Consider the following 20,628-nt stretch of genomic DNA (forward strand, 5'->3'; position numbering starts at 1 on the left):
GGCTAGCCTGTGCCTGAAGGTTCCACGATGAGCAAGAAGCTGGATGAAGAGTTGGCCCAGGCGCTGTCTCACGCAGAGCAGCAGGAGACCCCGGCGGTCGTGAAGCCCGCCGCGGCGAGCTCGCCGTCGAAGCCGCGCACGCGCAGCATCGGCCTGCTCGCCACGCTGCTCGTCATGGTGGGCGCCCTCGTCGCGCTCTTCCTCGTCGGCTTCAAGGAAGCCGCCGTCTACGCGACGCCCGTCGATCAGCTGCTCGCCTCGAAGGACAAGCTCGCCGGCCGCAAGGTCCGCGTCGAGGGCGAGCTCGTGCCCGGCACGCTCGTCAAGCGCGACAGCCCCTGCGAGTACCGCTTCCAGATCCACGGCACGCAGGCCGAGCTGCCCGTGCGCTACCCCCAGTGCGTCATCCCCGACACGTTCCGCGACGTCCCGAGCGGCGGCGTCCAGGTGACCGTCGAGGGCACGCTCGCGCAGGACGGCAACTTCGAGGCGAGCCTCGTGATGGCCAAGTGCACCTCGAAGTACGATCCCAATTCGCACGAGATGAAGGGCGGCGCCAAGGCCGGCGAGGGCCCGCTCTCGGCCAACTGATCGAGCCCGGCCCGCCTGCCCTCGCCGCGCCCCGCGCGGCGCGGCGCGCCCGGCGGCGCTCGCCTTCCCCCGCGCACCCTCCACACTGCGGCGATGATCTCCCGTGACCGCCGGCCGCATGGCCCCGTCGACGACGGGCGCAGCACGCCTGTGCCGGGCGTTTCTCCGTTCGGTGACGCGGCCGCCGGCTCCGGCGCGGCCGCCGGCTCCGGCGCGGCCTCCGGCTCCGGCGCGGCCGCCGGCTCCGGCGCGGCCGCCAGCTCCGGCGCGGCCGCCGGCGCCGATGTGTCGCGGCCCATCGGCCCGATCGCGACCGCGCAGCACGCGCTCACCCTGCTGCCCGGCATGGAGGCGGTGCTCGGCTCGATCTTCGGCGACGTCGAGCGCGCGGAGCGGCGCGTCGATATCGAGACGTACATCTACCGCGACGACCTGCTCGGGCGCTCGTTCGCCGACGTCATGGGGCGGGCCGCGGCGCGCGGCGCGCGGGCGCGGCTGCTCTACGACCCGCTCGGCTCGAACGAGACCGACGCCCCGTTCTTCGACGAGCTCCGGCGCCGCGGCGTCGAGGTCCGCGCCTACCGACCCATGGCGGTCACGCTCGGCCGCGGCGGCTTCCTGCCGCGGGATCACTCGCGCGTGATCGTGATCGACGATGCCGCCTACACCGGCGGCGCCGCGTGGGGAGACGAGTGGCTCCCGGAGCGGCGCGGGGGCGAGGGGTGGCACGACGTCTGCGCGCGTGTCGACGGCCCCTGCGTCGGCGATTTCGCGTACCTCTTCGAGCAGCGATGGCGCGAGGCCGACGGCGGCGGCGAGCGGCTGCGCGACTACGCGACCGGGCGCAAGTACCCGGATCTCGAGCTCGTCGCGGACACGCCGGACGACAACGCGCGGGTCTACGCCCGCTACCGCGAGGCGATCCGGCGAGCGCAGGAGCGCGTCTGGATCGAGAACGCCTATTTCTTCCCTCCCGCCGGGATGCTCAAGGACCTCGTCGACGCTGTCGCGCGCGGCGTCGATGTCCAGATCATCCTCCCCGACGAGACGGACCTGCCGATCATCCAGCGGGCCGCGCGCGCCGAGCACCCCGCGTGGCTCGATCGCGGCTTCAAGCTCTTCGAGTTCCAGCGGGACGTCCTGCACTCGAAGTTCGCGCTGGTCGACCGCGCGTGGTGCACGATAGGCACGTTCAACGCGAACCCGAGCAGCCTGAGCGCCGTCAACGAGGTGAACCTGTTCGTGTTCGATCCGGCGTTCGTGGCCCGGGTGGCCGACCTGTTCTCGAAGGACCGGGCGGACTCGCGGCCGGTGACCCGGGCCACGCTCGCGGAGCGGTCGCTCCCCGACAAGGCGGTTGATTGGCTCGCTCATGGGGCCTTGAGCCTCCTCGACGGGTTGATTAAGACATCCCCGGACTGACGCCCGAGGAGGAGGCATTTGAGCCAAGAACGCGACCTCGTTATCCTGACCCAGAACATCTGGGGTGGAGTCGCCCTGTGGGAGCGGCGCCGGACGATGCTCGCCCGCCTCATCGGCGACCTGCGGCCCGGCATCATCGGGCTCCAGGAGGTGCACGCGCCGGCCGCGAGCGGCGACCTCGGCCAGGCCGGTGAGCTCTCGCGGCTCGCCGGCGGATACCGCGCCTGGTTCGCGCCGGGGCGGGTCGCGGCGAGCGGCGAGTGCGAGGGGGTCGCGCTGCTCTGCAGGGAGGACATCGAGGTGCTCGACCACTCCGTGGAGGCGCTCACGCTCGATCGCGAGGACCCGTTCGAGCGCGACAGCCAGCGCGTCGTCCTGCGCGCGGCGATCCGGCACGCGGGTGCGGTGATCGACGTGCTCGTCACGCACCTCTCGCTGTCGAAGCGCGCGCGGGCGCGCACCGTGCGCGAGCTCGTGAGCTTCGCCGCGCGCGAGCGGCAGAAGTCGCGGAGCCTCGGCGCCGTGCTGATGGGCGACTTCAACGCGCTCCCGAGCGAGGAGGCGGTCTGTTATCTCCAGGCGAGCGCCGGAGACGCGCGCTGGCTCGACGCCTGGACGCAGACGCACCCCGGCAAGGCTGGCGGCACGTGGCCGGCGGGCCTGCCGCTGCGCCGCATCGACTATGTCTTCGTCCAGCCCGGGGACGGGTGGACGATCACGCGCTGCGAGCGGGCGCCGTTCTCCGGCTCGGATCACCACGGCGTGGCCGCCTGGCTGCGGCTCGGCGCCTGAGCGGGGCGCCGCTCGCCCGCCTCTCCAGCAGATCGCCAGGGATGAGGCCCCCGTCGCCCCGGCGACGTCCGGGGCGTCGCGGACCATCACAGCCCGGAACGATTTCAGGGGGGCTCGCGTAAACTCACGTAAAGGTGAGTCGGGGGCCGCCTGGTGTCGTCCTGTCGACGTCCCGGGCCCGCGCCCGCGGCGGGCGCGCTACACCGCGGCTCTGCGGTGCGTCACGACGCGCGTGTTGAACCCGCCGCGGCAGACCGGTTAGGCTCGGGGCTCATGAGCAGATTGCTGATCTTGGGGTCGACCGGGGGCACGGGCGCCGCGTTGGTCCGTCAGGCCCTCGAAGCTGGCCACGAGGTCTCGGCGTTCGCGCGCGATCCGGCCACCATTCCTGTTCCGCACCACGAGCGGCTGCGCGCGCTCCGCGGCGACATCATGGATGCCGAGCAGGTGTCGCGCGCCGTCGCCGGCCACGATGCGGTCCTCTCCGCCCTCGGGTCGCGCGGCTTCGGCCCCACGCGCGTCTATTCCGAGGGCATCGCCAACGTCCTCCGCGCGATGAAGGAGCACGGCGTCCGCCGCCTGATCGCCGTCACCTCGGCGGGCGTCGACGATCAGCAGAGCGCGCTCTGGTTCCGCTTCGTGGTCAAGCCGCTGCTCCGCAACAGGTACTCCGACATGCAGCGCATGGAAGAGGCCGTTCGCCGGAGCGACGTGGCCTGGACGATCGTTCGCCCGCCCAAGCTCACGGACGGGCGGCTCAGCAAGGAGTACCGCGCCAGCGCCGAGCACCTGCCGCTGGGGGGCTATTTCTTCGCCGGTCCCACGATCTCGCGCGAGGACATCGCGCATTTCATGATCACCCAGATCGACAGCGACGATTACGTAGGTAAAGCGGTCGCCGTCACCTATTGACGGTGCGGCGCTCGCGCGTCGTCCCTTGACGCGACGGTGGAGGTTCGGTCTGCTGCGCCCGCGGCGCCGGAGGCGGCTTCGGCTTCTCTGCCGTGATGGCGCCGAGCAGAGGCCCGAGAACTCATGAATTTCCCTGTCAGGACCGCGCTCCCGTTGCTCTTCGGCCTGGCGGCTCCGGCCCTGCTCGGGTGTGAGCTCCTCGTCACCGTCGATCGCAGCAAGATCGATGATCCTCCTGTCCCCGGGGCCCACGGCAGCGGCGGTGAGGGCGGAGACGGCGGCGGCGGTGGCGACGCCGGCGGCTTCGGAGGAGGCGGCAGCGGCGGAGACGGCGGCAGCGGCGGCAGCGGCGGAGACGGCGGCGCGCCCGGCGCCGACTGCGGTGACGGGGCTGTCGTGGCGTCCGCCGAGGCGTGCGACGACGGGAATCGGGAGGCCGGCGACGGGTGCGATCCGGGCTGCGCGATCGAGCCCGGGTTCGCCTGCGCCGGCGCGCCGAGCACGTGCACGGCCGGGTGCGGCGATGGCGCGCTCGGCGGCCGGGAGGCGTGCGATGACGGCGGCGACGAGTCCGGCGACTGCTGCTCGCGCGCATGTCAGGTGGAGCCCGGGTGTGAGATCGAGCCGAACGACGATTTCGCGTCGGCCAACGAGGCCTTCGCCGTCGCGCCCGACGGTCAGATCCGCGCCTTCATCGATCCCGGGGCCGACGTGGACGTGTTCTCTATCACCGTCCCCGACGGGGCTGTCGGGCGGCTCAGGGCACAGACGCTCGACGGCCCGCTGGGCACGACGTGCAGCTCCCTCGGCGTCGACACGTATGTGACGATCTTCGATGGATCCCTCGAGACCATCGAGGCGCACGATGACATCGCCGACGACAACTACTGTTCTTACCTGGTGCTCGACAAGCTGAGCGCAGGTGACTACTTCGTGAGCGTCCAGAACTCCCCTGCAGCGGAGCCCGCGGCGTTCGATTACACGCTCTCGCTCACCCTGGACATCGCGGTGTGCGGCGACGGCGCGCTGGAGCACCCGGAGCTCTGCGACGACGGGAACACGACCGGCGGCGACGGCTGCAGCGCCGCGTGCGAGCTCGACACCCCGCTGCCCGAGGTCGAGCCGAACAGCACCGCGGCCGAGGCCGACGAGCGCGGCGCGCTCCGGCCGAACGAGCTCGTCTCGGGGGCGATCGAGCCGCTCGGCGACGTCGACGTCTTCGCCTTCGAGGTGCCGCGGCTCGCCGAGATCCAGCTCGCCACGTTCAGCCCCGGGAGCCCGAGCGAGTGCCTCCAGGGCGTCGACACGTTCATCCAGCTGCTCGACGCGGACGGCGAGACGGTGCTGGCGAGCGACGATGACAGCGGCCCCGAGGCCTGCTCGCTCATCGACGGGAGCATCGCCCCCTGGGCGACCCAGCTCCAGCCAGGCACGTATTACGTGACCGTCGAGGAGTTCAGCAACGACGCCACGATCCCCGGGTACGACCTCCTCGTCGTGTTCACCGCGCTGTGCGGCGACGGCGTGGTCGACGGCGGCGAGGCGTGCGACGGCGGCGAGCAGTGCTCTCCGGACTGCGCGCGGATCGCGGTGTGCGGCGACGGCTCCGTCGACAGCCCGGAGACGTGTGACGACGGCGGCGCCGAGGGCGGAGACGGCTGCAGCGCCGCCTGCGAGCTCGAGGGGACGCTCCCGGAGGTCGAGCCGAACGACGCGCTGGACCAGGCCACCGCGGGGCAGGCGACCGCGCCGGGCGCGCTGTTCTCCGCGTCGATCTCGCCGGCGGGCGACGTCGACTACTTCGCCGTCGACGTCGCCGGCGTGGCCGACCTCGAGATCGGGACGTTCGACGCGTCCGGCCCGACCTCCTGCCGCGACGTCGACACGGTGATACAGCTCCTCGCGCCCGATGGCGCCGTGATCGGCGAGGACGACGACGGCGGCGAGGAGAGGTGCTCGCTCGTCCAGGCCGCCATCACCGCGCCGGGCACCTACTACGTGCGCGTCGAGCAGTACGGCGGCTCCGCCATCGCGGGATACACCCTGCGCGCGCGGACAACGACCCTCTGCGGCGACGGCATCGTCGAGGGACACGAGGAGTGCGACGGCGGCGCCGGGTGCGGGGCGGCGTGCCAGCGCGTCCCGGCGTGCGGCGACGGCTTCATCGACGACCCCGAGCGGTGCGACGACGGCAACGCCGAAGGCGGGGACGGCTGCGACGCCGCATGTCAGCTCGAGGGGGTGACGGCCGAGATCGAGCCCAACTCGACCCCTGCCGAGGCCGACGCGAACGGCGCCCTGGGGCCAGGAGCGCTGGTGTCCGGCGCCCTCGATCCCGAGGGCGACCTCGACGACGTCTTCGCCCTGCAGCTCGCGACGGTGTCCGACCTCCGGCTCGAGACCTTCGACTCGAGCGGCCCCGAGCGGTGCGCGGACGGCGTCGACACGGCCCTCTCTCTCCTGGCGGCGGACGGGGCGACCGTGCTCGCTTCCGACGACGACGGCGGCGACGGCGCCTGCTCGCTCATCGACCCGGCGAGCCCCGGCGGCGCCGCGGCGCGCCACCTGGAGCCGGGGACCTATTATGTCCACGTCCGCGGCTTTCCCGAGCTGCCGGCCGCGCGCTACACGCTGCGCGTCTCGCTCGACGCCTCGTGCGGCGACGGCGTGAGGGAGGGCGCGGAGGAGTGCGACGGCGGCGCGCGCTGCACGCCGGGCTGCGACAGGCTCCCTGCCTGCGGCGACGGCTTCGTCGACGCGCCGGAGGGGTGCGACGACGGCAACGTCGCGGGCGGCGACGGGTGCAGCGCCGTCTGCCAGCTCGAGGCGGTGACCGCGGAGATCGAGCCGAACGACACCCGCGCGCAGGCCGGCGCGAGCGAGCTCTTGATCGCGGGCGACGCCCTCGTCGCGGCGAGCATCGCCGCGGGCGGCGACAGGGACGTCTTCCGCGTGAGCCTGCCTGTCGCCTCGGTCGTGCGCCTCGAGGTCCTGGACGGCACCGCCGCGGGCTGCGAGGGGGGCATCGCCACGACGCTCCGCGTGCTCGACGCCGCGGGGGAGCCGGTCGCGACGGACGAGGGGCTCTCCGACGCCGAGTACGCGGGCGGCATCAGCGGCTGCTCGGCGCTCGTCGTCGGGCTCCCGGCTGGCGACCACGACGTCGAGGTCGCGGCGCGCGAGGGCGGCGCGGCGATACCGATCTACCTCCTCCAGGCGAAGATCCTCGCGCCGGCGGGGACAGCGGGGGTCGAGGAGGAGCCGAATGGCGACATCGCCACGGCGAGCGGGCCAATCGGCTCCGATGTGTTCATCGCCGGCGCGCGGACGACCGACGATTTCGACTTCTACGCCGTCGACCTCCCGGCGGGCCGGTCGATCCGCGCGGAGATCGTCGAGGGCGGCGGCGGCGGCGTGGAAGCGTGCGAGTCGCTCGACGTCGACAGCCGGCTGTCGCTGCTCGACGGGGAGGGCTCGCTCATCGCAGACGACGACGACAGCGGTCGTGGGCGCTGCTCGCTCCTCGACGGCACCGGGGACGTCCCGCGCCACCCCGGCGCGCACGCCCTCCCGGCGGGGACGTACTTCCTCCGGGTCCGCGCCTCGTCCGGCGCCAGGGGCTCGGCGGCCCTCTTCGACTACCGACTGGCCGTCACGATCCGCTGAGCCGGGCGGCCCGCGCCGGAGCCGCGGCGCGCCGCGCCACGTCCAGCCGGCACGCGGCGCGCCCGCTCCGGGCGCCGCCGGGAGACCGGGACGAACCCGGCGTCGTGCCGTGACTCGATGTCTCGATATCCCATCATCGCAAGACTGCCGCGCTCCGCGGCGCCGCCCTGCGGCGTGGCTCCGCGGTGCTCATCGGCGTCACATGAGGGGTCAGGACCCACAAGGCTCATCCGCGCATCGCGCACCGCGGGCGACGTGAAATCCCTGCGTTCCTTCCTCGTGCGCGCCTCGTGCGCCCGCGCTGGCGCTCCTCCGACCACTCCAGGCCTGGACCGCTCTTCGCAGCGCCGCCGCACAGCGCCTCTCGCGGCGTGGGTGCGTGATGGTTCGGCTGGATGTGGGAGCCCATGGGGTGCGTTCGAGGCAGAGGGCATGAGCTCATAGTCGAGGAGTGCCGGTATTCTCCCTGGTTCTATGTGAGTCGTGTTTTCGACACGAGAATTGCCAATCAAAAGTGCTTGCGTGAATCCGCGGGGAGAATAGTCTCCTGTTGTTCGCGGCATGACCTCGGGGCGGGTTCCTCCGGGAGCGTGACCATGACGGGCCGACGACGACGTGCGTCGCGCCCGCCGGGCCACAGCTCTCCTGGCGCAGGCCCCGGGGCATGGATCCCTTGGGTGACGATCTGGATAGGTATCTGCAACGTAACTTCACCACAGATTCGATTCCTCGGAGGTATTTCTCATGAAGAAGATTGCTCGTTGGGCGTTCGCTTTCGCTGCTGTGATGTCGGTCTCGGGCAGCGCCATGGCCCTCCCTGAGGGGGTGGGTTACAAGGTCGTGATGAACACTGGCCTGAGGAAGATCGACGTCGGTCAGGTCGCCTTCACATGGCTTGAGCAGCAAGGCAGCCTCTTCGGTGACACTTGCGCTGTTGCGGTCAAGTGGTGCAACAGCGCGGGTCTCCCCTCGTGCGCCAACCTGATCGTTCACGAGGAGCTGACGTCGTACGATCAAGACTGCGAGTATCGCGCGTTGTATCCGGCGGACGCGACCATCACCCTCGACCCTACCTGCGATAACTGGGGCTTCGATTCGCGGCAGCAGAAGAAGCGGATGGCCCGCTACAGCGCGATGCAGGACGGTACGAACGGCGTGATCAAGGGCGTGGCCCAGTATGGCTCCGTGCTGTCGATGGCCTATAGCTTGACGATGACTCCGTCGGCGCACCCCTGATGGGGGGGCGTCGCTGAGGCCGGTCTCCAACCGGCGACAGGACGACGCCCAGCGCTCGACCGATCGGCGAGAGCCTCCCTGCAGAAAGCCCACAACGCAGGCCCCGGGCAGGACGGGGAGGCGCTCGCCGATCGCGTCGTGTGGAGAAGGAGGGGGCGCCGGCGGCTGCCGGCAGCCCCCTCTCTCTTTCCACGGAGCGCCCAGCCACGCAGCTCTCGCCAGGTCCATTTGTCTGGAGGAACAATGATGCAACCGATTACCTCGCAACGGAAACGCTCGCGCCAGCTTCTATGGGTGGCCTTCGGACTGCTCCTGGTGACGGCCGTCGCCGGCGTCGTGCTCTTCCTCTCGCTCCGTCAGAGAGACGAGCGGGCCACCGGCGCGAGGGCCCCGGCCGCCGGAGCGGAGGAGAAGCCCACCCGCTACCGCAACAGGGCGCTCCTTCGCGGCGCGCCCGCGGCGAGGCCGGAGGCGCGGCCGACGATCAGCGGGCGTGTCTATGGCACGGACGGGAACACCGTCGCGGGCGTGACGGTCGTCGCGTCGACGTTCGAGGTCGCCGGCAACGTGCTCTCGACGGTGGGCTCCGTGAAGAGCGACGAGAGCGGGAGCTTCGAGCTCAAGCTCCCGGACGGCACCTACCAGCTGAGCGCGAGCGCCGAGGGGTACGGGACCACGTCGACCACGGCGCACCTCGGCGAGGCGGTGAGCCTCGTGCTGCCGAAGAGCGGCGTCATCGAGGGGCGCGTGCTGGACGAGCGGGGCGAGCCCGTGCGGCGCTTCGCCATCGACGTCCTCTCGGTCGTGACGGCGGATACCCCCGCGACGCCGCCCCTGTTCTCTCGCACGTTCGAGAGCCCGGACGGCTCGTTCCGCGTCGATCAACTGCCGTCCTGGGACATCGTCGTCAGGGTGACGGCGGCGGAGTTCGCGCCCACGTTCTCTCCGATGACCACCGTCCGCGCCGGGGACGTCGAGAAGATGGAGCTGACCCTCACCAAGGGATGTGTACTGACCGGGCGCGCCGTGGACTCGTCCGGCGCTCCGCTGCCGGGCGTGTACGTCGACGCCGAGTCGCTGCTCGCCGCCGGGGAAATGACCAACTTCGCCATGGAGGCCGCCGCTCAGGCGCAGACCGAGGACGACGGCTCGTTCAGCCTGCCGCACGTGCCGAAGGGCACGATCGCCGTCCGCGGCTATGACGGGAGCAACGCCGTGAGCTCGATCGAGCTCGAGGTCTCGAGCTGCGACAGCCTCGCACCGGTGAAGCTCGTGATGTCGCCCGGCGGCAGCCTCTCCGGCGTGGCGCGCGACGTCGACGGCAAGCCCGTGGCGGGCGCCCGACTCACGCTGATGCACCGGCCGATCGGGTTCGTGAACACGGTGAGCGACGCGGAGGGGCGCTTCGAGTTCGAGCAGGTGCCGGCCGGCGTGCTCCGCGTCATGATGCGGCGCGGTGAGCAGGTGGTGCTCGCGGGCGTCGAGATCAAGGAGGGGAAGCGCACGCAGCAGGACATCACCCTTGCGCCTCAGGGCACAGGGGAGATCCGCGGTCGCGTCACGGTCGCTGGCAAGCCGCTCCCCGGGGCTCGCCTCATGCTGGCCACCGCGATCGGGGACGACGGCGCGATCGGCATGTACTACCCTGTCACGGCGGAGGACGGCTCGTATCGCGTGTCCGGGCTCCCGCCCGGCGCCTACATCGTCAACGTCGAGTCGACCAGCATCGGGGCCGGCCTGCGGGTGAAGCCCGACGAGGTCACGACGAGGGATCTGCAGGTGATCGACCTGCCCAGCCTTGCCAAGGAGGCCCCGCAGCCGCGCTGACCCGCAGCGTCGGCGGCGACTCCCGGCTGTCCGGAGGCGGAGCCTCCCGGACGGCCGGCTCGCGTTTCTGCCGGCGCCGAGCGTCGCGCGCTCGCGAGGCCGCGGAAGCGAGGGCGTGACGCGAGGACGCCCCCGCTCCGGGGCGCCCTCGCCGGTCAGCAGGTCACTCCGCCGGGGTGATCGTCAGCGTGAACGGCCCCGAGGAGGCGCCGTCGTAGCTGTCGACGAAGATGGTGATCGGCTCTCCCTCGGTCACCGGCACCGTGACGGACTCGGTGAACTCGGTCTCGAACAGGTCATCCGCGCAAGCGATCTCGCTGTCCCTGTCCGCGCAGTCGGTCCGCACGTGGAGGACGATGTCCGCGGCGCCCTCCGGGACCGCGCTGATCGTCACGTCGCCGCTCGCCGTGGGGGTGTACTGATACACGAGCTCCCCGCCGTCGCCCCCGCACGACCCCGTGAAGCCCTGCGTGCCCTCGGACGCGTCCCCCGCCGTCTCTTCGCCCGTGGTCGGCAAGGCGCTCGCGCAGACGACCTCCGGGTTCACCAGGCACTCGTCCGTGCACAGGTCGTCGTTCGCGGTGTTGGCGTCGTCGCACTCCTCCGTGCCGACGCGCACTCCATCGCCGCAGCGCTGCTCCGCGAAGGACACGTCGAGCTTGTACTCCACGTCCGCCTCGCCCGTGCCCTCGATGAAGACGAAGTAGGTGTCGCCGGCCTCGACGGGGAGCTCCAGGGGAGCGCTGCGCGGGCCGAACGAGACCAGACAGCCGAGCAGCGTCGCCGCGTCGTCGCAGCCGCTCCGGAGGTACCAGTCGAACTCGACCCCTTCCTCTACCGCCTTCGCGGCGAGCTGGACCACGCCCTTGCTCGGCGCGACGAACTGGAAGACCCGCTCGTTCATGCCCACGCCGGCCGGGTACGCGCCGCCGAGGGTCGAGCACATCGAGCCGAACAGGTTGGTTCCGCCCTCGGTCGTGCCGGTGAACGTCCCTCCCTCGGACACGTCGACCGCCCCGGCGCAGGCCGCGGTGATGTCCTCGGCGCACGCGCCCTGCGAGGCGCAGTCAAGCTCCTCGCAGTCCTGCAGGCCGTCCTTGTCGTCGTCCTCGGCGTTGTCGCAGACCTCGCCGGTCGCGACGCAGTACCCGTAGTCGTCGTTGCAGGCGCCCTCGCACTGCTCGTCGGCGTCGCAGCCGCCGACGCACATCAGCGAGCCTTCCCCGGTCATATCGATGCAGGTCTGCCCCGTTCCCCCGCAGTCGGCCGCCTCTTCGCAGGACTTCAGGCAGAGCGAGTAGCTGCCCTGGGGCAGACACTCGGACCCGGCCTCGCACGGCACGAGCTCCGGGTCGCAGAGCGAGGAGCAGTAGCCGCCCGCCCAGCCGAAGGTCTCCTCGGTCAAGCAGAGCCCGCCGAGGCACTCGTCGTTGGCCGCGCAGGGCTCGCCGTCCGCCTTGCCCTCCGGCGCGCCGCCTCCGCCGCCCTCGTCTTGGCCGCCCTCGCCGCCCTCGCCGCCGCTGCCGCCGCCCGTGCCGGACGTCGCGCCCTGCGGAGCCGGCTCATCGTCGCCGCACGCGGCGAGGGCCAGACACATCGCTGTAACTGCTGACAGGGGAAGACCAAGTCGCATCTTGTTTCTCCTTAGTAGGGAATAAGGGCACCTAGCACGGAGCACGCCATGCCCTGCGATAACAGGAGAAAAAGACATTGTTTACTGTAATTATTATGTCCTAAGCGGAAGTGCAATCGTAAGAAAAGAACCCTTACAATCGTTCAACGCTGAGATCCTGACGTTTCAGAATCGAAACACGGCGGGGACGTTCCCGACGAAATGCCGTCATTCAGGCCGGGTTCTCAGGAACGTCCGGATGGCACGGTGAGTGCTTCATAGGACACCAGCGCCGCCGGCGTGGCCTTCGCCCCCCTGAGGCCCCGGCGGCGCTGTCTTTTTGTCGGCGTTCTCCCGCCTGTCGCCTTCTGCCACGCCTGAGCCCCCTCGCCCGGTCCTGGCGGGCAGGGCTGGGGCTGTTTGACACGGAGCCGGCGGGCGCGGCCGACGCGGCCGACGTGGCCGACGTGGACAGACCGCCGGATCGAGCGCAGATCGCCGGCGCGTTGTATCGTCCGCGGCCCTCATGGCGACGAAGCACTCCTCTCCGGCGACGAAGCTCTCTTCTCCGCCGAGTCATCCCCCGAATCAGAAGTTCGAGTGCCGCGACTGCCCAGCTCGCTGCTGTCGGCTGCCCTGGAACATCCGCTTCAGCAACGACGAGGCCAGGCGGTACCTCGAAGAGCCCTGGGTGAGGGAGCGCGCCGGGGAGGAGGGGGCCCTCGTCATCGCGCGCGGCGTCCTGCCCATGCGGGAGAAGGACCGCCGGCTCCAGTGCGTCTTCCTCGACGACGACATGCTCTGCAGCATGCAGAAGCGGTTCGGCCACGAGTACATCCCCAAGTCGTGCCAGGCGTTCCCCTTCGGGTTCGTCCGCGACGAGAAGGATGTCGTCGTCGCGCAGCTCTCCCAGCTGTGCCCGTCGATCCGCGACAACTACGGCAAGCCCGTCGAGCGCCAGCTCAAGGCGAAGCTCCAGCAGCGCGGCGACACCGAGCGGATGTCGAAGGCGCTGGCCACGCTGGGCGGCGTCATCCTCGCTCAGCCCCAGTACCTGCGCGCCGTCAGGCACTGGGAGGACCAGCTCGCGACCGACGCGTCGCCCGCCGAGACGCTGGCGCGGCTCTATGACTGGACGGCGGCCTTCGAGCGCGCGCTGCCCGCGGGCGCCGAGCGCGCGACGGACGCCTCGATCGAGGCCGCCCTCGGGCAGGCCAGCGCCGGGGAGCTCGCGCCGCTCGCGCCCCGCAAGAAGGCCTCGTTCTACGCGCGGGTGCTGTTCGCTTACCTGCTCGGCAACCTCTGCTATCCGTCGCGGGTCCGGGAGGCGCACCGCGTCGAGAAGGCCTCCTGGACGCAGCTCCAGGCGCTGCGCAGCCTCGGGAACAAGGTCGCCTGGATGCTCGAGCGGGGCACGGTCGACATGCTGTTCGTCCCCGAGCCCTTCAAGCTGCAGCGGGTGCGGACGGTCGACCGCTTCCTCGCCGGCGACGAGGGCACCCTCGTCAAGGACTACCTGCGCCTCGTGCTCCAGCGCCGGCACATCTTCTCGGCGCCCCGGCACCTGCTCGCCGCGGTGCTCGACCTCGCGCTCGCCACCGTCGTGATCTCCCGCTTCGCCCGGTGCCGCGCCGCCGCGAACGGCAGGGTCAAGGTGTCGCTGGAGGACGTGCGGGAGGGCATCAGCGTCGCCGAGCTCGTCCTCCTGAGCCACGCGGCCCTCTCGGAGCAAGGCAAGCTCATGAAGAACCTGCGCTGGCTCCTGCTCACGAAGCGCGAGAGCTTCCGGGCCCTGCTGGCGACCGAGGCGTAGCGTCCGATGTGCGGCGAGCGGCGCCCGGGGGCGTGACCCGGAAAACACCCCGCTTCCCTCCTCGCCTGACGGCCGACCCTGACTATCATGCCGCGCCCAGCGGGCCGACAGGCCCATGGAGGCACGCGCAATGATCGTCATGAAGTTCGGCGGCACCTCGGTCGAGAGCCGCGCGCAGATCGAGAAGGTCCTTCACATCGTCAGGGCCCGCCTGGCCCGCCGCCCCGTGGTCGTGAGCTCCGCCCACAAGGGCATGACCGACGCGCTGATCAACGCCGCCAAGCTCGCCGCCACCGGGCGGTTCGACCCCTCCATCCCCCTCGGCAGGCAGCGCGCCGTCGCCGAGTCGCTCGGGTGCGCGCCCGACCTCCTCGCGCCCTTCTTCCAGGAGATCGAGGACCTCCTGCGCGGCATCAGCCTCGTCAAGGAGCTCAGCCCGCGCAGCCTCGACTACGTCGCGAGCTTCGGCGAGCGGATGGCCGTGCGCTGCATCGCGGACTTCTTCGCCCGGAGCGGCGTGCAGGCCCGCGCCTACGACGTCTGGGAGCTCGGCTTCATCACCGACGCGAACTTCGGCCGCGCGCGCCCGCTGCCGGGCTTCGACGCCCGCGCGAAGGCGATGTTCGCCGAGCGGGTCCCCGAGGGCGTCGTCCCGATCGTGACCGGCTTCGTCGGCCGCAACGAGGCGGGCGAGATCACGACCGTCGGCCGCAACGGGAGCGACCTCACCGCCACGCTGCTCGCCGCGGGGCTCGACGCCGAGGAGGCGCAGATCTGGAGCGACACCGACGGCGTGATGACCGCCGACCCGAGCGTCGTGAAGACCGCCCGGAACATCCCCACGATGCACTTCGACGAGGCCGCGGAGCTATCGTTCTTCGGCTCCCGCGTCCTGCACCCCTCCACGCTCCTGCCCGCCATGGAGAAGGGCATCCCGGTGCGGGTGCTCAACACGAACCGGCCGGATCACCCCGGCACGGTCATCGACTTCAACACCGACGCCGCGTCCCCGGCCGTGACGTGCATCGCGTACCGCGAGCGGCAGGTCGTGCTCAAGATCAGCTCGACCCGGATGTTCGGCGAGGTCGGCTTCCTCGCGCAGGTCCTCGCCGTGCTGGCCCGGCACGAGGTCGTGATCGACGTGATCACCACGTCCGAGGTCTCGGTCTCGATGACCACCGACGACCTCGGGAAGCTCGGCCGCGCGCTGCCGGAGCTCGAGAGCTTCGGCGCCTGCGAGGTGCTGCCCGACCGGACGACGCTCGTCGTCGTCGGCCAGGGCCTGCCGCGGCAGAAGGGCGTCGCCGCGCAGGTGCTCGAGGCGATGTCCCAGGCCGGCGTCAACGTCGAGATGCTGAGCTACGCGATGGGCAGCATCAACCTGTGCATGGTCATCGACGACGCGAGCGTCGCGGCCGCCGTCGCGGTGCTGCACCGCTCGCTCTTCGAGCGGGCGAGCTGACGGCGCCCGAGCGGGCGAGGCGAGGGCGTGACGGGACGTTGACAGGCGTGACGCGACGCGCGCGCCGCAGTAGGCGTGGTCCTCGGCCGGGCCCGACGTCCGGCGCGGGGAGACCATGACGGAAGCACACCTCGACGGCAGCGGGGGCATCCCGCGCGTGAGCACGAGCGACATCCTGCAGCGCCTCGAGGTCGAGCGCGGCTCCGCGCGCGCCGGCGCGCTCGCCTTCGACGCGGACGGCACGCTCTGGGAGGGGGACGTGGGCTTCGACCTCTTCGAGGCGTTCCTCGCGGGGCGCCGCGCGCGGCCCGAGGCGGAGGCGGCGCTGCGCCGCGAGGCCGAGGCGTTCGGCGTCGCCGCGGAGGGCGGCGCGCACGAGCTCGCGAGCGCGCTCCACGCGGCGTTCGTCGCCGAGCGCTACCCGGAGGACCGGGCCTTCGCGATGATGGCGTGGGCCTTCGCGGGGTGGCGCGAGGACGAGCTCGCCGCCCTCGTCGACCGCGTGCTCGAGGAGAAGGGCCACGCGGCGCGGATCCGGCCGGCGCTCCTGCCGATCCTCGACTGGGCGGGGTCGCGCGGCGTGCCGGTGTACGTCGTCTCGGCGTCGCCGCGCTTCGTGATCGAGCGCGCCGTCGCGCGCCTCGGCGTCGCGCCCGAGCGGATCGCGGCCATGACCCCGGCCGTCCGCGAGGGCCGGCTCGCCCCGGAGCTCGGCGCGCCGGCGACGTACGGCGAGGGGAAGACCCGGGCGCTCGAGCGCCTCTTCCCCGAGCTCGCGGTGCTTGCGGCCTTCGGCGACAGCGCGTACGACGCCGCCCTGCTGAGGACGGCCCGGCTGCCCGTCGCGGTCGCCCCGAGCCCGAAGCTGCTCGCCGTCGCGGGCTCGATCCCGGGGCTCGTCCTGCTCGCCACCTGAGCTGCCGCCATGGCCACCCTCTCGCTCCGCGGCCTGACCCGACGCTTCGCGAACGCCGAGCGCCCCGCGCTCGCCGGCCTTACCCTCGACGTGGAGGACGGCGAGCTGCTCGTCCTCGTCGGCCCCTCCGGCTGCGGCAAGTCGACGGCGCTCCGGCTGATCGCGGGCCTCGACAGCCCCGACGGCGGCACGGTCTCGATCGGCGGGCGCGACGTGAGCCGCGTCGCGCCAGAGGACCGCGACGTGGCCATGGTCTTCCAGGGCTACGCGCTCTACCCGCACATGACCGCGCGCGACATCATGGGCTTCCCGCTGAGGATGCGCGGGGTCGCCAGGGCGGAGCGGGCGCGCCGCGTCGAGGAGGCGGCGGGGCTGCTCAGCATCGGCCACCTGCTCGACCGGCGCCCGGGCGAGCTGTCGGGCGGCGAGCGCCAGCGCGTCGCCATGGGCCGCGCGATCGTGCGCGCCCCGGCGGCGTTCCTCTTCGACGAGCCGCTCTCGAACCTCGACGCCGCGCTGCGCGCCGAGCTCCGGGTCGAGCTCGCGGCGCTCGTGCGCCGCCTCGGCACGACGTCGGTCTACGTGACCCACGACCAGGTCGAGGCGATGACGATGGGCGACCGCATCGCGGTGCTCCGCGCCGGCGAGCTCCAGCAGGTCGGCCCGCCGCGCGCCATCTACGAGGCGCCGGCGAACCTCTTCGTCGCCGGCTTCCTGGGCACGCCGGCGATCAACCTCATCGCGCTCGAGCGCTCCGGCGCGCGGTACGAGGGCGCGGCGCTCTCGCTGCCCGCCCCGCCGGGGGTGGCGCTCCCCGACCGGGCCGTCGCGGGCGTGCGGCCCGAGCACCTGCGCGTCGCGCTCGGGGCGGCGGGCGCGCAGGGCGAGGCGGGCGCGCAGGGCGAGGCGGGCGCGCGGGGCGAGGCGGGCGCGCGGGGCGAGGCGGGCGCGCGGGGCGAGGCGGGGGAGGTCGAGGTCGAGGCGCGCGTCGTCGTCGCCGAGCCGCTCGGGGCCGAGACGTTCCTGTACCTCGACGCTGGCGGGACCCGGCTGCGGGCGCGGGCGCAGGGCTTCGCGACGCCCGCGCCGGGGGAAGCGGTGCGCGCGCGGCTCGACCCGCGCGCCGTGCTCTGGTTCGACGAGGGCTCCGGCGCGCGGATCGCCCCGCAGGCCGCGCCATGAGCGGCGGCGGGGGCGGCGGGGGCGGCGCGGCGCGGCGCGCCTCCTGCTCGCGGCGCGACGCGCTGCGCGCGCTCGCCGCGTCGATCGCCGCGGCCGCGGGCGCGGCCGGCGCGACCGGCTGCGCGCGGCGGTCGCCGGACGGGCGGGTCGAGGCCTCGCTGTGGTTCGCCTACGGCGGCAAGAACCGCGAGGTGCTGCTGTCGCTCGTCGACCAGTTCCACCGCGAGCAGGGGCGCTACCGCATCGCCGCGGTGTACCAGGGCGACTACTTCGAGGCGCTCGCCAAGCTGCGCACCGCGCTCGCGGCGCGCGCGGCGCCCGCGCTGACGCACGTCGTCGGCGAGGTGGTGCCGTACCTCGCCGAGGCGGGCGCGCTCGAGCCGCTCGATCGGTTCATCGCCGCCGCCCCCGGCGGCGACATCGACGTCGTCGAGGCGCTCGGGCAGTCGGGGACGTTCGTGGGCGGCGGCGAGCGCCCGCTCGTGTGCCTGCCGTTCAACCGGTCGACGCCGATCGCCTATTACAACCGCGGCGTGTTCCGCGAGCTCGGCCTGTCGCCGCCGTCGACCTGGGACGAGCTCCGCGCCACGGCGGCGCGGCTGGTCGTGCGCGACGGGGGCGGCACGCGGCGGTGGGGGTTCGAGTGCCCGATCGACTGGTGGTTCTGGGCCGCGCTCGTGGGGCAGGCGGGCGGCGACCTCCTCGGCCCGGACGGCGCGCCGGCGTTCGGCGGCGAGGCGGGCGTGCGCGCGCTCCGGTTCTGGCAGGCGCTCGTGCACGAGGACCGCACGATGAAGCCGCCGCCGGGGCGCGACTACAACGCGTGGCAGGTGACGAACGCCGACTTCCTCGCGGGCCGGGTGGCGATGATCTGGACCTCGACGGCGTTCCTCCGGTACCTGGAGGACAACGCGAGCCAGGCGGGCGCGGGGAGGTTCGACGTCGGCGCGGCGCCGCTGCCGCGCGACGTGCGGGCGTCGGTGCCCACGGGCGGGACGATGTTCGTGATGCCGCGGGGCGCGGCGCCGGCGGCCCAGGAGGCGGCGTTCGCGTTCCTGCGGTGGATGATGCAGCCGGAGCAGGCGAACGCGTGGGCGACGCGCACGGGCTACATGCCCGTCTCGCGGCGCGGCCTCGAGGCGCTCACGCAGGGCGGCTACTACGCCGCGCACCCGAACGACCGCGTCGCCGTCGACCAGCTCGCGCACGCCGCGCCCTGGCCCTGGTCTCCGGACCTGTTCCGCGTCCAGCGCGAGGCGGTGCAGCCCCGGCTCGAGGAGGCGGTGCTCGCCCCGCGCGACGCCGCCGAGACCCTCTCCGAGGCCGTCCGCGCGGTGCGAGAGCAATGAAGCCGAAGCACCCCCTCTCGCCTTACCTGCTCCTCCTGCCGACCGCGGCCTTCCTCGCCGTGTTCTTCCTGGTCCCGCTCCTGATCGCGGCCAAGAACAGCTTCTACGCGTGGGACATGCTCACGCCGCCGCGCTACGTCGGCCTGCGGAACTACGAGGTCCTCGCCGGCAGCGGCGAGCTCGCCGGGACGCTCCTCCGCACGCTCGGCTACAGCGCCGTCGTGGTGACGCTCTCCGGCTCGCTGGGGCTCGCGCTGGCGGTGGCGCTCGATCGGCCGGGCCCCGTCTACGCCTTCGTGCGGGGCGCCGTGTTCAGCGCCTACGTCGTGTCGTGGGTCGCGGTGGCGCTGCTCTGGATGTGGATCCTCGACGCGGACGGCGTCCTCTCGGCGGCGCTCCGCGGCCTCGGCCTGCCGGCGATGAGCTGGCTCGGCGATCCGCGCTCGGCGCTGCTCGCGCTGGCCGCGGTGAGCGTCTGGAAGATCACGGGGTATGCGATGGTGATCTTCCTGGCCGGCCTGCAGGACATCCCGCGCGCGCTGCACGAGGCGGCGGCGCTCGACGGGGCCGGCCCGTGGCGGCGGTTCCGCCACGTGACCTGGCCGCTGCTCCGCCCGAGCGCCGCCTTCGTGGCGACGACGAGCCTCATCCTGTCCTTCCAGGCGTTCGACGTGGTCCGCGTCATGACGCAGGGGGGGCCTGTCAAGGCGACGACCCTCTTCGTCTACGCCATCTACGAGCACGTCTTCGTGAACCTGCGGGTGGGCCGGGCGAGCGCCATGATCGTGATCTTCTTCGTTTTTTTGCTCCTCTTGACCGTCCTGCAGCTCTGGGCGCTGCGGGCGGGCGCGCCGCGCGAGGGGAGGCGGCCTTCATGACCGCGCGGGGTCGCGAGACGAGGCCGCGCGGCGCGGGGCGCGCCGGCGCGGTGCGGCTCGTCTCGGACGCCGTGCTCGTCCTGGTGGCGGTCGTGTGGCTCGGGCCGTACCTGTGGATGACGATCACGTCGCTGAAGACGCTGCCCGAGATCACCCGCGCTCCGGCCTACCCGCTGCCGCAGGCGATCCAGCTCGGCGCCTACCGCGAGGTGCTGCAGGCGGTGCCGGTGATGCGGTATTTCGCCAACACCCTGTTCATGGCGACCGCCATCGCGCTCCTGCAGATCGCGCTGGCGCTCCCGGCCGGCTATGCCCTCGCGAAGCTCAGGTTCGTGGGGCGGAGCGCGGCGTTCGTCCTGGTGCTCTCGTGCCTGCTCATCCCGGCGCAGGTGACGTTCGTCCCTGTCTTCACGATGCTCGGCTCGGTCGGCCTCGTGAACACGTTCGCGGCGCTCATCCTGCCCTTCGGGGTCAGCGCGCTCGGGACGTTCCTTGTGCGCCAGGCGCTGCTCTCGGTCCCTGACGAGATCATCGAGGCGGCGAGGATGGATGGGGCGAGCGAGCTCAGGATTGTCTATCTGATCCTCGGCCCGATGCTGCGGCCGACGCTCTCGGCGCTGTTCCTGTTCAGCTTCGTCTTTCACTACAACGATTATTTCTGGCCGCTGGTCATGACCACCGACGACGAGGTGCGCACGCTGCCGCTCGCGATCGCCCTCCTGCGGGAGCAGGGGACCGGGGTGCGCTGGCACCTGGTGATGGCCGGCAACGTCATCCTGAGCCTGCCGGTGCTCGCCGTGTTCGCGGCGGCGCAGCGGCAGCTCCTGCGGGCGGTGACGGCGCGGATCTGAGCGCCCGGCTGTCGGTGCGCGGATTGTTCTCGTCCGGACGCCTACTGTCTTGGCCCGGTCGTCGCACCGGCTCTCGGCTCGCGATGGCAAGCGCAGCGCCGGCCAGGCGCCGCCGAAGG

General features: G+C 72.4%; 15 protein-coding genes. 14 read left to right on the top strand and 1 reads right to left on the bottom strand.

Going from position 1 to position 20,628, the window contains the following annotated elements:
• Window positions 1-27: 27 nt before the first annotated feature.
• From WME85_RS53170 to WME85_RS53200, 7 genes are all read left to right on the top strand, one after another.
• Complete coding sequence (locus WME85_RS53170) at window positions 28-591, top strand: cytochrome c maturation protein CcmE (protein WP_437306790.1); 564 nt, start codon at window positions 28-30, stop codon at window positions 589-591.
• A 93-nt stretch (window positions 592-684) separates the two neighbouring features.
• On the top strand, window positions 685-2,013 hold the full coding sequence (locus WME85_RS53175; RefSeq protein WP_437833599.1) for a phospholipase D-like domain-containing protein: 1,329 nt from the start codon (window positions 685-687) through the stop codon (window positions 2,011-2,013).
• 18 nt (window positions 2,014-2,031) lie between these two features.
• Window positions 2,032-2,805: an endonuclease/exonuclease/phosphatase family protein gene (locus WME85_RS53180; RefSeq protein WP_437833601.1), complete on the top strand. Its 774-nt coding sequence runs from the start codon at window positions 2,032-2,034 to the stop codon at window positions 2,803-2,805.
• 273 nt (window positions 2,806-3,078) lie between these two features.
• Window positions 3,079-3,717, top strand: a complete 639-nt coding sequence (locus WME85_RS53185) for an NAD(P)-dependent oxidoreductase (RefSeq protein WP_437833604.1) — start codon at window positions 3,079-3,081, stop codon at window positions 3,715-3,717.
• Between the two features lie 123 nt (window positions 3,718-3,840).
• Window positions 3,841-7,383 (top strand): DVUA0089 family protein, encoded by a 3,543-nt coding sequence (locus tag WME85_RS53190; protein ID WP_437833607.1) that lies wholly within the window; start codon window positions 3,841-3,843, stop codon window positions 7,381-7,383.
• A gap of 744 nt (window positions 7,384-8,127) precedes the next feature.
• Complete coding sequence (locus WME85_RS53195) at window positions 8,128-8,619, top strand: hypothetical protein (RefSeq protein ID WP_437833610.1); 492 nt, start codon at window positions 8,128-8,130, stop codon at window positions 8,617-8,619.
• 294 nt (window positions 8,620-8,913) lie between these two features.
• Window positions 8,914-10,446, top strand: a complete 1,533-nt coding sequence (locus WME85_RS53200; RefSeq protein ID WP_437833613.1) for an MSCRAMM family protein — start codon at window positions 8,914-8,916, stop codon at window positions 10,444-10,446.
• A 163-nt stretch (window positions 10,447-10,609) separates the two neighbouring features.
• On the opposite strand, the gene WME85_RS53205 is transcribed toward WME85_RS53200, so the two are convergent.
• On the bottom strand, window positions 10,610-12,079 hold the full coding sequence (locus tag WME85_RS53205) for a hypothetical protein (protein ID WP_437833616.1): 1,470 nt from the start codon (window positions 12,077-12,079) through the stop codon (window positions 10,610-10,612).
• A gap of 505 nt (window positions 12,080-12,584) precedes the next feature.
• Between WME85_RS53205 and WME85_RS53210 the strand changes: the two genes are divergently transcribed.
• From WME85_RS53210 to WME85_RS53240, 7 genes are all read left to right on the top strand, one after another.
• Complete coding sequence (locus WME85_RS53210) at window positions 12,585-13,871, top strand: YkgJ family cysteine cluster protein (RefSeq protein WP_437833619.1); 1,287 nt, start codon at window positions 12,585-12,587, stop codon at window positions 13,869-13,871.
• Window positions 13,872-14,001: 130 nt separating this feature from the next.
• The gene (locus WME85_RS53215) at window positions 14,002-15,333 is read left to right on the top strand and encodes an aspartate kinase (protein ID WP_437833622.1); all 1,332 of its coding nucleotides are present in this window, start codon (window positions 14,002-14,004) and stop codon (window positions 15,331-15,333) included.
• Window positions 15,334-15,448: 115 nt separating this feature from the next.
• Complete coding sequence (locus WME85_RS53220) at window positions 15,449-16,249, top strand: HAD family hydrolase (RefSeq protein WP_437833624.1); 801 nt, start codon at window positions 15,449-15,451, stop codon at window positions 16,247-16,249.
• 9 nt (window positions 16,250-16,258) lie between these two features.
• Window positions 16,259-17,431 carry an ABC transporter ATP-binding protein gene (locus WME85_RS53225; RefSeq protein ID WP_437833627.1) on the top strand — a complete coding sequence of 391 codons (1,173 nt, stop codon included), beginning with the start codon at window positions 16,259-16,261 and terminating at the stop codon, window positions 17,429-17,431.
• Window positions 17,428-18,780: an ABC transporter substrate-binding protein gene (locus tag WME85_RS53230; RefSeq protein ID WP_437833630.1), complete on the top strand. Its 1,353-nt coding sequence runs from the start codon at window positions 17,428-17,430 to the stop codon at window positions 18,778-18,780. Before WME85_RS53225 ends, WME85_RS53230 begins: the two co-directional genes overlap by 4 nt.
• Window positions 18,777-19,658, top strand: coding sequence for a carbohydrate ABC transporter permease (locus tag WME85_RS53235; RefSeq protein ID WP_437833633.1), 882 nt, complete (start codon window positions 18,777-18,779; stop codon window positions 19,656-19,658). The genes WME85_RS53230 and WME85_RS53235 overlap by 4 nt, the downstream gene beginning before the upstream one ends.
• Entirely contained in the window at window positions 19,655-20,509 is an 855-nt protein-coding gene (locus WME85_RS53240) for a carbohydrate ABC transporter permease (protein WP_437833636.1), read from the top strand. The genes WME85_RS53235 and WME85_RS53240 overlap by 4 nt, the downstream gene beginning before the upstream one ends.
• Window positions 20,510-20,628 lie beyond the last annotated feature (119 nt).

The sequence above is a fragment of the Sorangium sp. So ce1153 genome (genome assembly GCF_051521595.1).
Taxonomy (GTDB): Bacteria; Myxococcota_A; Polyangia; order Polyangiales; family Polyangiaceae; genus Sorangium.

Coding starts and splice junctions, on each gene's coding strand:
- WME85_RS53240 (WP_437833636.1), top strand. CDS start 19,655: ATGACCGCGCGGGGTCGCGAGACGAGGCCGCGCGGCGCGGGGCGCGCC.
- WME85_RS53170 (WP_437306790.1), top strand. CDS start 28: ATGAGCAAGAAGCTGGATGAAGAGTTGGCCCAGGCGCTGTCTCACGCA.
- WME85_RS53215 (WP_437833622.1), top strand. CDS start 14,002: ATGATCGTCATGAAGTTCGGCGGCACCTCGGTCGAGAGCCGCGCGCAG.
- WME85_RS53190 (WP_437833607.1), top strand. CDS start 3,841: ATGAATTTCCCTGTCAGGACCGCGCTCCCGTTGCTCTTCGGCCTGGCG.
- WME85_RS53220 (WP_437833624.1), top strand. CDS start 15,449: ATGACGGAAGCACACCTCGACGGCAGCGGGGGCATCCCGCGCGTGAGC.
- WME85_RS53195 (WP_437833610.1), top strand. CDS start 8,128: ATGAAGAAGATTGCTCGTTGGGCGTTCGCTTTCGCTGCTGTGATGTCG.
- WME85_RS53205 (WP_437833616.1), bottom strand. CDS start 12,079: ATGCGACTTGGTCTTCCCCTGTCAGCAGTTACAGCGATGTGTCTGGCC.
- WME85_RS53225 (WP_437833627.1), top strand. CDS start 16,259: ATGGCCACCCTCTCGCTCCGCGGCCTGACCCGACGCTTCGCGAACGCC.
- WME85_RS53230 (WP_437833630.1), top strand. CDS start 17,428: ATGAGCGGCGGCGGGGGCGGCGGGGGCGGCGCGGCGCGGCGCGCCTCC.
- WME85_RS53185 (WP_437833604.1), top strand. CDS start 3,079: ATGAGCAGATTGCTGATCTTGGGGTCGACCGGGGGCACGGGCGCCGCG.
- WME85_RS53235 (WP_437833633.1), top strand. CDS start 18,777: ATGAAGCCGAAGCACCCCCTCTCGCCTTACCTGCTCCTCCTGCCGACC.
- WME85_RS53210 (WP_437833619.1), top strand. CDS start 12,585: ATGGCGACGAAGCACTCCTCTCCGGCGACGAAGCTCTCTTCTCCGCCG.
- WME85_RS53175 (WP_437833599.1), top strand. CDS start 685: ATGATCTCCCGTGACCGCCGGCCGCATGGCCCCGTCGACGACGGGCGC.